This is a genomic window from Natrinema soli (assembly GCF_028618695.1).
On sequence record NZ_JAQIVI010000709.1, the window covers coordinates 1 to 10,686 of the forward strand.

At 62.8% G+C, this 10,686-nt stretch carries 14 protein-coding genes and 1 pseudogene; 7 read left to right on the forward strand and 8 right to left on the reverse strand.

Annotated elements, in window-relative coordinates; all coding sequences use genetic code 11:
- Together PGX04_RS30585 and PGX04_RS30590 are read left to right on the forward strand one after the other, a co-directional pair.
- A pseudogene (locus PGX04_RS30585) lies at nt 1–412 on the forward strand (shikimate kinase); the annotation flags it as partial.
- On the forward strand, nt 409–744 hold the full coding sequence (locus PGX04_RS30590) for a chorismate mutase (RefSeq protein ID WP_273741925.1): 336 nt from the start codon (nt 409–411) through the stop codon (nt 742–744). The pseudogene PGX04_RS30585 and the gene PGX04_RS30590, both read left to right, overlap by 4 nt.
- 191 nt (nt 745–935) lie before the next feature.
- On the opposite strand, the gene PGX04_RS30595 is transcribed toward PGX04_RS30590, so the two are convergent.
- From PGX04_RS30595 to PGX04_RS30615, 5 genes are all read right to left on the reverse strand, one after another.
- Nucleotides 936–1,322, reverse strand: coding sequence for a PIN domain-containing protein (locus PGX04_RS30595; RefSeq protein WP_273741926.1), 387 nt, complete (start codon nt 1,320–1,322; stop codon nt 936–938).
- A complete protein-coding gene (locus PGX04_RS30600) occupies nt 1,319–1,564 on the reverse strand; it encodes an AbrB/MazE/SpoVT family DNA-binding domain-containing protein (RefSeq protein WP_273741927.1) in 246 nt (81 codons plus the stop codon). Before PGX04_RS30600 ends, PGX04_RS30595 begins: the two co-directional genes overlap by 4 nt.
- A 192-nt stretch (nt 1,565–1,756) precedes the next feature.
- On the reverse strand, nt 1,757–2,437 hold the full coding sequence (locus tag PGX04_RS30605) for a carbonic anhydrase (protein WP_273741928.1): 681 nt from the start codon (nt 2,435–2,437) through the stop codon (nt 1,757–1,759).
- Between the two features lie 212 nt (nt 2,438–2,649).
- Nucleotides 2,650–3,975 carry an FAD-dependent oxidoreductase gene (locus PGX04_RS30610; RefSeq protein WP_273741929.1) on the reverse strand — a complete coding sequence of 442 codons (1,326 nt, stop codon included), beginning with the start codon at nt 3,973–3,975 and terminating at the stop codon, nt 2,650–2,652.
- Nucleotides 3,976–4,032: 57 nt separating this feature from the next.
- Nucleotides 4,033–5,349: a DUF389 domain-containing protein gene (locus tag PGX04_RS30615; RefSeq protein WP_273741930.1), complete on the reverse strand. Its 1,317-nt coding sequence runs from the start codon at nt 5,347–5,349 to the stop codon at nt 4,033–4,035.
- Nucleotides 5,350–5,456: 107 nt separating this feature from the next.
- Here PGX04_RS30615 and PGX04_RS30620 point away from each other — a divergent pair, with 107 nt between their 5' ends.
- The 4 genes from PGX04_RS30620 to PGX04_RS30635 all read left to right on the forward strand — a co-directional run bounded on the left by PGX04_RS30620 (nt 5,457) and on the right by PGX04_RS30635 (nt 7,835).
- On the forward strand, nt 5,457–5,744 hold the full coding sequence (locus PGX04_RS30620; RefSeq protein ID WP_273741931.1) for a DUF357 domain-containing protein: 288 nt from the start codon (nt 5,457–5,459) through the stop codon (nt 5,742–5,744).
- Between the two features lie 216 nt (nt 5,745–5,960).
- Complete coding sequence (locus PGX04_RS30625; protein WP_273741932.1) at nt 5,961–6,944, forward strand: transcription initiation factor IIB; 984 nt, start codon at nt 5,961–5,963, stop codon at nt 6,942–6,944.
- 207 nt (nt 6,945–7,151) lie between these two features.
- The gene (locus PGX04_RS30630; RefSeq protein WP_098726156.1) at nt 7,152–7,331 is read left to right on the forward strand and encodes a DUF7836 family putative zinc-binding protein; all 180 of its coding nucleotides are present in this window, start codon (nt 7,152–7,154) and stop codon (nt 7,329–7,331) included.
- A 264-nt stretch (nt 7,332–7,595) separates the two neighbouring features.
- Nucleotides 7,596–7,835: a UPF0058 family protein gene (locus PGX04_RS30635; RefSeq protein WP_226042422.1), complete on the forward strand. Its 240-nt coding sequence runs from the start codon at nt 7,596–7,598 to the stop codon at nt 7,833–7,835.
- 149 nt (nt 7,836–7,984) lie between these two features.
- Here the strand turns inward: PGX04_RS30635 and PGX04_RS30640 are convergent, their stop codons facing one another.
- Nucleotides 7,985–8,476 carry a DUF555 domain-containing protein gene (locus tag PGX04_RS30640; protein WP_273741933.1) on the reverse strand — a complete coding sequence of 164 codons (492 nt, stop codon included), beginning with the start codon at nt 8,474–8,476 and terminating at the stop codon, nt 7,985–7,987.
- A 145-nt stretch (nt 8,477–8,621) separates the two neighbouring features.
- On the opposite strand from PGX04_RS30640, the gene PGX04_RS30645 reads away from it, so the two are divergent.
- Nucleotides 8,622–9,542, forward strand: coding sequence for a DNA-3-methyladenine glycosylase family protein (locus tag PGX04_RS30645; protein WP_273741934.1), 921 nt, complete (start codon nt 8,622–8,624; stop codon nt 9,540–9,542).
- 72 nt (nt 9,543–9,614) lie between these two features.
- On the opposite strand, the gene PGX04_RS30650 is transcribed toward PGX04_RS30645, so the two are convergent.
- Together PGX04_RS30650 and PGX04_RS30655 are read right to left on the reverse strand one after the other, a co-directional pair.
- Nucleotides 9,615–9,863: a hypothetical protein gene (locus PGX04_RS30650; protein WP_273741935.1), complete on the reverse strand. Its 249-nt coding sequence runs from the start codon at nt 9,861–9,863 to the stop codon at nt 9,615–9,617.
- Nucleotides 9,863–10,686, reverse strand: an 824-nt coding sequence (locus PGX04_RS30655) for an MBL fold metallo-hydrolase (protein WP_273741936.1), incomplete at its 5' end; no start/stop codon positions are given. The genes PGX04_RS30650 and PGX04_RS30655, both read right to left, overlap by 1 nt.

Here is a 10,686-nt window from a genome sequence, read left to right on the forward strand (position 1 = left end):
CGTGACGGTGACCGACAACACGGCCGACGCGCTGCTCGCCCGCGAGGAAGTCGACTGGCACGCACTGGTCTACACGCCGCCCGAACAGTCCTACAGCGCGGACGCCGACGTGTCGGCCTGCGAACGCGTCGCTCCGATGGCCGACCTCGTCGAAGAGCTGGCGCTCGAGGGGCGCTACGGCGAGGCCATGACCGTCAACGGCTTCGCCTTCTGTGGCGCACTTGAGTTCTCGACGGGACCGATGATCGATGTCTTACCCGATGTTACCGGGGTTTCGCTCTCCGGAACCGGACCGAGCTACGTCGCCGTCGGCGAGCGAGCGACGCTCGAGAGAGTGCAACCGCGATGGGACGAGCGTGACGGAACGACACGATTACTGCAGACGCGAACGGACGGAACACGAACGATATGACTCGAGAGCACACTGAGACGGTGACGGACGGCGGAATCGACGAGGAGGATCGCACGCCCGAAGAGATGGACCTCGACGAACTGCGCGAGGAGATCCGGACGATCGATCAGGAGATCGTCGAACTGATCGCTCAGCGAACCTACGTCGCGGACACGATCGCCGCGGTCAAGGACGAACAGGAATTGCCGACGACCGACGAGAAACAGGAACAGCAGGTCATGGAGCGAGCGGGTGACAACGCCGAGCAGTTCGACGTCGATGCGAACCTGGTGAAAGCCATCTTCCGTCTGCTGATCGAACTGAACAAAGTAGAGCAGCGTGAGAGTCGGTAGGGATACGGACGGCTGTTACAGAGCTTCTAGCTGCGTATTAGTGGGGCGGGGTCGATTCTCGACGCCACCATACGAAATTCAGACTTGATGAGCAGCCGGAAGATTCGACGCGAGTCTGTTGCACATGCGGCCACGACAACCACTACGAGTACTACGCTTCGTTCAGCTGTGACTATATCCTCCGTCCGGAGTCATTCCTCGTCGGTCGGCTCGAGTGGGACTCGTTCTACCTCGATATCTTCGTAGTCCCTCTCAGAGGAGAGTACGTCCATCCCTCGCGTTTCCGCAGTCGCCGCGTGGAAGGCGTCGAACGGCGCAATTCCCTCGTCGTAGTAGTTGACACCTTTCAGAACTACCTGTTTCTCTTCCTCGTTCCGCACAGGGACGAGTTCGAGCAGGTTTGCCACTAGCGGAACGTAGTCGAACTCGTAGCGTTCTCGAGCGAGGAGAAGTTCGAGATACGAGAACGGTGACGTTTCGACGTCGTACTCACCGAGGGCGTCCTCAGCGGAGCCCTGCAACCAATCAGTGTCTTTGGCGAGTGCGAGCAGGAAATCCGTCTCGACGTACATCGTCATCTGTCGCCGCCGGCTTCCTCAGCCTCGTCTTTCGCCTCCGCCTCGATGTCCTCTCGAATTTCCTCGACTGATGCATCGTGAAGCTCGCCTGCCGCCTCGCGGACGGCGGCGAGGGGGTCGTCCGCAACCGGAATCAGCTCGAGTTTATCCCCGTACGTGACGATATGATACTTCTGCCCGTACTTCTCACGCACCTCTTTTGGGATGTACAGCCGTCCCTGTCCATCCGTCTCTGTTGACATAGATGTGATTAAGTTACCATGCACAAAGAACCTTACCACTAGCGTATGGCTGATGGTACTTATCAAAACGTTTCAATCGTCTGATGGAGTATTTCATCCATTTGAATAAAGGTGAGCAGCGGGAGTCCGTTGTGGCAATCCGTTCTCGACGAGTTCGACTCACGCCAGCGACCGTACTGACAGGAGTCCGTCTCAGTACTCCCAGCGGCGTTCGATCCGCGACTCGAGGTCCGGATATTCCTCCCGGAGTGCGTCGACGTCGGTTTCGCCGTCAACGTTGATGACGTGGATCTCGCCGCGATTGCCCGAGTACACGTCCTGAAAGTCGTAGACGACGCCGATGATGTCGACGGTCGCCGGGATATCGTCGCTTTCGGCGAGGAACTCGACCTGTCGATCGACGTTGTACTCGACGAGCCGATTGACGGCCCCCGTTCGGTCGACATCGTCGGGGAGGAGTTCGACGCCCGGCTCGAGGTGTGGCTTCAGGAGTTCGAGGCAGTGACTGATCCCGTCGGGTTCGGACAGACCGTCGGTCAGATCGTCGTAGGTCGCCGTCACGGCACCACAGCCCGTGTGACCCACGACGACGACGGTCTCCGTCCCGGTGTGTGCGACCGGATAGAGGACGTCGCCGGAGACGACCTCGCCCGCGTCCGTGCGCTGGACGACGCGGTTACCGATATTGCCGCACGTGAAGATCCGGCCGGGTTCGTCGTTGCCCCACATGTGGTCCTGAAGGACCCTCGAGTCGGAACAGCAGACGGTGACGGCGCCCGGTTCCTGGGACTCCTGGACGTCGTCGAACTGCGATTTGTGCGTTTCGGCATGTTCGGCGTTCGCCTCGAGCAACTCGATGAATTCGCGGTGCATGGGTAGACAAAGGACGGTTCGGATTATAATTCCTAGTTTTCCTGTGATACTGAGGGATTACATCTCAACGGTCGCCGAGTCCCGGATATGGACGGACCGTTTCGTCTGAACGACTCGTATTGTACGATGGAGAAGCACACACCCGAAAAACTCGAGTGACGCTGTTGCAGACGATCTCATTCGGGATGGTAACTGAAGACTACTGGAACTCGTCAGTCGTCCGCCGCCGCTGGCTCCGCTTCCTCGATACTCGAGTCGGCTCGCTCGCGGTTCTCGAGGTACTCGTCGGCGTCGAGGGCGGCTTTCGACCCCATCCCCGCCGCGGTGACGGCCTGTTGGTAGTGGTAGTCGACGACGTCGCCGGCGCCGAAGATTCCCTCGACGTGGGTTTCGGTCTGGCCGCCGCCCTCGCCGCCTTTGGTCTTGAGATAGCCGTCGGCGTCCATCTCGACGCCGGTCTCGGCGAGGTAGTCGGTGTTGGGGGTGTGGCCGATGGCGAAGAAGACCGCGCCGACGTCGAACTCGAACTCCTCGGTCTCGGGGTCCTCGAGTCGGTCAGTGGGATGGCCCTTGTCGTTTTCGACGAGCGTAACACGGTCGATGCCGCCTTCCTTGGAGCCGTGGATCTCGGTCAGTTCGGTGTTTTTCATGATCTCGATCTCGCCGTCTTCGACCTTCTCTTCGACGCGGTCGACCCAGTAGTCCTCCGCGCGGAACTCCTCGCGGCGGTGGGCGATGTAGACGGTGTCGGCGAACTTCGTGAGGAAGGTCGCTTCCTCCATGGCGGCGTCGCCGCCGCCGACGACGAGCATGTCCTCCCCGCGGAAGAACGCGCCGTCACAGGTCGCACACGTCGAGAGTCCGTACCCCATCAGTTCGTCTTCGCCGGGGATGCCGAGCGTGCGGGCGCTGGCACCCGACGCGGCGATGACGGCGTCGGCGGTGTAGACGTCGCCGTCCGCGAGCTCGACCCGGAAGGGGCGACTCGAGTCGTCGATCGTTTCGATGATGCCGTTTTTCAACTCGGCACCGAACTGCGTGGCCTGCTCTTTCATGTTGTTGACCAGCTCGGGGCCGCTGATGCCGTCGGGGAAGCCAGGGTAGTTGGCGACGTCGGTGGTCAGGGTGAGCTGGCCGCCGGGCTCGTCGCCTTCGATGACCAGCGGCTCGTTGTTCGAGCGGCCGGCGTAGATCGCGGCGGTCAGCCCGGCGATCCCGGTACCGGCGATGATCATCGTGCGATGTTCGACGATTTCACCGTCGCTCTCGTCGGCGATACCGAGCTTCTCGTCGAGTTCGCCGGTCTCGTTGAGCGCGCTGGTGTCGTCCCAGCCGCCGATCAGTTCGTCGTCGATGAACACTTCGGGGGCGGTCTTGCGCCCGTCAGCGCGCTCGACCATCTCCTCGAACAGGTCGTCGTCATCGGTAACGTTGTACGTCTCGTACTCGATGCCTTTGCTGTCGAAGAGGTCTTTAGCCTTCTCGCAATACGGACAGTCCGTTTTGGTATAAATCTCGACGCGTGGCTGGTCGCTCATGTCCCACGTTTCGGATAGAGTGCCTAAACCGCTTGCGCTCTCAGCAATCGATCCCGCTTACTGTGACGGGCCCGCGGTGTCGTCCGCCGTCGTCGCGCCCTCGACGAACTCGACGGAGACCGTCATCTCGCGGTCGGTTCGATCCTCGAGCGCCGTCTGAAGCGATTCCACGAGGGTGGGATACGGTTCGTCCGCGGGCCGCTGGACGACGACCGTGACGACCGTCTCGTCGCTGACGAGGCCGGCGTCGTTGAACTCGGTCCGCACCTCGACCAGCTCGAGCCCGTCGTACTCGTCGTCGCTCAGGACGGTTCTGACCTCGTCGTTCACCTCGTTGTCGAAGGCGACGTGTTGGCCGAGGACGATACCAGCGCCCGCGATAACGACGAGGACGAGGACGACCACGACGGCGAGGGTACCGACGCGGTCCCGGGAGACGTTTCCGCGGAGCGTTCCCGCCGTCCAGTCCGATGGTCGGTAGCCGAGGTACCAGAACACGGCGAGCCCCGCCAGCAGGATCGACGCAGCGTTGACGGCGACCAGAACGAAGGCCCCGAGGGAGACGGTCGCATGACCCCATGCCAGCCCGATGCCGACCGCGGCGGCGGCCGGGATCAGCGCGACGGCGATCATCACGCCGACCAGTGAAACGGGGATCGCCGTTGCGAGGCCGAACGCGCCCGCTGCCCCCGCACAGAACCCGACGATGAGGGCGAGTAGACCCGGCGAGATCCGGTTTTGCACCTGCGTGATGGCGGTGATGTCGATCGTCGAGGGAACGGCTCCGCTGAAGCGCACCAGCCAGGCGAACGCGAAGGCGCTGCCGATCGCGACGACGAGTCCGATCGCCAGCGACGATAGTCCGCCGCGGACCATCTCACGATCGTCGAGGACGAGCCCCACGGTGCCGGTGAGGGCCGCGCTGACCTGCGGGGCGATGACCATCGAACCGACGACGATCGCGGGCGAGTCGAGCAACAGGCCCGCCGTCGCGACGATCGCGCTCAGGACCGTCATCGCGTAGTATGTGAGACGACTTGGGGTCATGTTCAGCGCCCGCGTCTGAATCTCCTCGCGAGCGATGCTGTCGTCCGCCTCCTCCCCGTTGACGTAGCGTTCCTCGAGTTGCTCTATCTGCGGGGTGCGAGCCGTCTCGATCGAGGAGACGACGATGAAGTCGTCGTCGATGCCGACCTCGCGCAACGACGTGAGCACGTGGTCGACGGCCTGGGTCGGGAGCGGAAACGTGACCAGATCGCCGTCTGACCGGTCACTGTTCTCGGCTGTCAACACGTAATCGATGTCTTCACCTTCGAGTACCCGGAGCGCTTCGTCCCGCGTATCGTCCGGGACGAACACCTGGAGTAGTCGCACTCTCGAGAGACACGACGGATCGGGTCATACGTATATGGTGGTTAACGCAGCCGACTTCGCCGCGGACGCGACGACGCACTTACGGGGCCGACCGACGAGGATCGACCATGGCTGCCGATCTCGAGGAGAAGACGGACCGGTACGGCGAGTTACTCGCGGAAGCGCTCGAGGCGGCGACGATCGCGCCGCCTGACGGGACCCCGATGGCGGCAGCGGCCGCCGACTGCTACGAGATGGCGGCGTCGTATCTCGAGGATGGGAACCACTTTCGGGAACAGGGAGATCTCGTCAACGCGCTGGCGTCGTTTTCCTACGGGCACGCGTGGCTCGATGCAGGGGCCCGCGTCGGATTGTTCGACGTGCCGCGGGAGGGGCACCTCTTCACCGTCGAGTAGCGGAACTCGCTCGACGCGCGGGACCTGAATCCTGATCCGGATATCTCAAACGATTAATCACTATGTAACCGGAACATATATAACAGTAATAACGAGTAGTTTATAAAGTAGGCGAAACATTTATATGGCTTACGGCCTTACCCTATGTTAGCTGAGGCGACCGGGTTTCTTCTGGTTACCCCACCCGGGAGCCCCGAGTAACCCACCCGATACACCATGACAGACACCAGCATCAGAACCTATACGAACGACCGAGAGACCGAAACAGAAGAGGAGGAAACCACGGCGGTTTCCGACGAGCAAGAATACTGTCCGGAGTGTGGCGGCCGACTGGTCTCGGACGACGAACACGCCGAGACCGTCTGTACGGACTGCGGCCTCGTCGTCGAGGAAGACGAGATCGATCGCGGCCCCGAATGGCGCGCGTTCGATGCCAGCGAGAAAGACGAGAAGTCCCGCGTCGGCGCGCCGACGACGAACATGATGCACGATCAGGGGCTCTCGACGAACATCGGCTGGCAGAACAAGGACGCCTACGGCCGCGCGCTCTCGAGCCGCCAGCGCCAGAAGATGCAGCGCCTGCGCACCTGGAACGAGCGATTCCGCACCCGTGACTCGAAAGAGCGCAACCTCAAGCAGGCCCTCGGCGAGATCGACCGGATGGCGAGTGCGCTCGGCCTGCCGGAGAACGTCCGCGAGACCGCCAGCGTCATCTACCGCCGCGCACTCGAGGAGGACCTGCTTCCGGGGCGCTCGATCGAGGGCGTCGCGACGGCGTCGCTGTACGCCGCGGCCCGCCAGGCCGGCACGCCGCGTAGCCTCGACGAGATCTCGGCCGTCTCCCGCGTCGAGAAGATGGAACTGACCCGCACCTACCGCTACATCATTCGGGAACTCGGCCTCGAGGTCAAGCCGGCCGACCCCGAACACTACGTGCCCCGGTTCGTCAGCGACCTCGATCTCTCTGACGAGACCGAGCGGATGGCCCGGGAGCTGCTCGAGTCGGCTCGTCAGGAGGGCGTCCACAGCGGCAAGTCGCCGGTCGGCCTCGCGGCCGCCTCGGTCTACGCCGCCGCCCTGTTGACCAACGAAAAGGTCACCCAGAACGAGGTCAGCGAGGTCGCCAGCATCTCCGAAGTCACCATCCGAAACCGCTACAAGGAACTGCTCGAGGCGTCGGACACGGCCGCACCCGCGTAAACTCGGGGTCGACGACTGATACGGTCTGCTGTCGCTGTCCCGGCGCACCCATGGCTGATCGCGGGTGTGCCGGAACCGACTGGCAGTAGTCCGTATGGATCGTCGTGTAACGGCTGTCATCTGTCGCGTCGCGCTGACGCGGGTGGTGCCGTTCGAGCGAGCGAGACTGCGACAACGTTTTTGATCCCTCGTGTGATCGTGTGTAGCATGGATAAAACGACCGTCCAGCTATTGTGTCCCGAATGTACGAAAGACTGGCAGGTTTCTCCGGACGAACTCCCGACGCCCGCCGAAATGTTTCACTGTCCGAACTGTCACGCCTCTCATCGTACTGCCGAGTTCATGCGGACGGATCGCGATCTCCAGACGTTGAAACAGCTCGGGTAGGCCGATCGAAACCGCATTTTCGCCGCCGGTGCTCCGAAGTAGGAACCTTTTACCATTCCGTCTCTAGCCTTTCAGAAATTATAGCGAAAAAAGCTATTACGCCCGTAAATACGATCGTATCGTGCTCCCGTCATATGGCTCCTCTCGCGTAGGCACCGCATTCGAATCGTCTCCGTCAATGACACACCATTCGACCGATACAGGTCGCGTGTTAACGCAACTCAAGATAATAATATAACCCTGCAGTGGGTAGGAGAGGATGGTATGAAGAAGCAGGAGCTCATTCACCTTCACGGCCTTCTCGCGGAGGTATCCAATCAGTGTGCAGAGTGGGATAACTGTCAGATCGATCTCGGCGAGTACGAAGCCAAGGGGATTCGACCGACATCGATCCACAAATCGAAAACAGATCACAAAGCCGCCGTTTTTGCGCTCGCTGGGGGAATCACGATGAACATGCGGGAAGGTGAGCAGGAAGAAGCTGTCGCCGCAACTGCGGACTGAGATTCTCGTGGTATCCTTCGGCCACTGACACCGTCGACTGGCAAGACTCAATGCATCGCTCTCTGCTCGAGGAGTTCGTCACCGACAAATAGCGGATCTGTGGATGAGCAATTCGGTAATAAACGGAGACCGAGCGGCCGGTGTGACCGTTACTCGACCAGGTCCTCGAACTCGGGGAGGATTTCGTCGTCCGCGTCGTCCTCGGCGGTATCGTCCTCGTCGGCGTCGTTAGCCGAGTCCGTGGCTGTCGACTCGTCGGCGGGAGCGGTCGACTCGTCGTCGGCCGGTTCGTCCGCATCCCCATCGTCTTCCAGAACCTCGACGTGCATGACCTCGAGCGGGATGTTCTCGAGGAGTTGGCCGATCTCTTTTCGTGCGATCCGCGAGGCGTGTTCCTCGCGCTCGACGTTGAAGACGGTCATCTCCAGTTCGAGCGCGACGAGTGCTTCGTCGGCCGCGATAAACGCAGGGGGGAGCTCCTCTCCCGACGGGGAAGCGCGCTCGCCCATGTTGATCTCGACGTAGTTCAGGTCAGGGTTCAACATCTCACCCGTCTTCGAGATGGCGATACGGATCGCCTCGTCCTCCGTTTCGACGTCGAAGACCGGCACGGCAGCTTCGACCACAACCCTGCAATCCATACACAGGCATTGTATCGCCTCCAGTAAGAAGGTTCGCCTCACGACGGGACTATCGCCGTGTGGCTGCCGAGCCGGATCACAGAGCGGGGCGGCCCGAGCGTCGGTTCGAAAGGCAAAGGGCACGCGGGACCCAAGGCGCGACCGAATGGAAACGGGGACGATCCCAATTGACGAACTCGCCGGCGGACTCGATCTGTACCGAACCCTCGAGAGCGGACAGAGCTACCTCTGGCGGCGCGACGACGGCGAGATGTACACCGACACGCCGGCACCCGGCGCGTGGTACTCGACGGTCGTCGGCTCGGACGCCGTCTCCGGCGACTCGGATGCCGCGTCCGCTGGCGACGTGATCCGCGTCCGGATCCGCGCCGGCGACCTCGAGTGGGAGTCGACGACCGACGCCGAGCCGATCGTTCGCCGGTTGCTGCGCCTGGACGACGACCTCGAGGCGATCGTCGCGGCCGGGCCGGACGATCCGCTGCTCCACGAGGCATACGAGGCCCATCGCGGAATGCGACTCGTCGCGGATCCCTCCTTCGGCTGCCTGATCTCGTTTATCTGCTCGGCCCAGATGCGTGTCGGGCGGATTCACACGATGGTCTCGACGCTGGCCACCGAGTACGGCGACGAGATCGATTTCGACGGCGAGACCTACCACGCGTTTCCGACGCCGGAACGGCTCGCGACCGCGACCGAAGCCGAACTCCGCGAACTCGGACTGGGGTACCGCGCTCCCTACGTCGTTCGGACCGCCGAAATGGTCGCGACCGGCGAGGCCCATCCGGCCGAGGCGCGCGATCTCACATACGAGGACGCGCGGGAGTACCTGACGCGGTTCGTCGGCGTCGGCGACAAGGTGGCCGACTGCGTGCTCCTCTTCTCGTTGGACTTCGACGAGGCCGTCCCGCTTGATACCTGGCTCAAATCGGCGATCGAGGAGTACTATCCCGACTGCGACCGCGGGACCTACGCCGACACCTCGCGAGCCCTTCGCGAACGGCTCGGGGGCGAGTACGCGGGGTACGCCCAGACCTATGTCTTTCATCACCTTCGGACCGGCGCGTGAGTGGCCCGTCGTCGCCGAACGAGGTACTCGGCACAATCTTTTGAGGGTGAGCGGCGAGCACTGGTTCGCCGACTACTCCTCGTAGTCCTCGCGGCCGGTCACGGCCCAGTAGGCCTGCGAGACGACCGTGATTGCGAAGATGACGATGAGCCCGCCGGCGACCCATACTGCGATCTGTCGCCCGAGCAGATAGTACGCCAGCGCGCTCGCACCGACGACGAACAGCACCGCGCCGCCGACCAACTCGAGCAACTCCCGAACCGACGCGCGAGTGCTCGAGACGTCGAGATACTCCTCCTCGAAGCGGTCGATGATGCCCATCAGCAGAACTCCTCGAGCGCGGTCTGGTCTCGCTTCAGCGGCCGCGCCCGATAGCCGTACTCGGTCGCGAGGTGATCCGCGAACGCCTCGTCGAAGCCGTGATTGGTGTAGACGACCTCGGGGTCGATCGCCCGAACCGTCGCGACGAGTTCGTCGAAGTCGCAGTGGTCGGTGAGCGGGAAGGTCACGTCGTAGTTCCCCCGATAGCGAAAGGAGTCGTCGACGGCCCATCCCGAGAAGCCGGCTTTCACTCCAGCTTCGCGGTCGACGGCGGTCTCGACCCAGTCGGCTCGTGCCTGATTCGTCGGGAGGATCACGATCTCGTCGGAGAGGCCGCGCAGCGAGTCGTAGCGCTCGCCCGGGAACGCGAGGTCACCGTCCGTCGCCGTTTCGATCGCCCGATTCACGTCGCGGATCGACTCGGAAACCAGGATCTCGCGGCCGTCGTCGCCGGTCGCGTCGCGGGCGATCCACTGCAGTTTCTGGGAGCGACCGAGCGAGTAGCCGAACAGGAAGCACGGCCGGTCGTCGTTGTCGCGGAGCCAATCTGCAATCTCGGCCTCGAGTCGTTCCTGCGGCGGGAACCGGTACGTCGGCAGTCCGTAGGTGGTCTCCATGACGAGCGCGTCCGCGTCGACCGCGTGCGGGTCGAACCCCTCGAGGTAGCACCGATCTCGAGTCGAGAAGTCGCCGGTGTAACAGTAGCGCTGTGGAGCGTCGACCGCTTCCCGGGCGTCGCCCTCGTCGCTGGCCTCGAGGTCGATGATCGCCGCGCGGGAGCCGACGACGTGGCCGGCCGGGACGAGGTCGATACCGGGTGCGC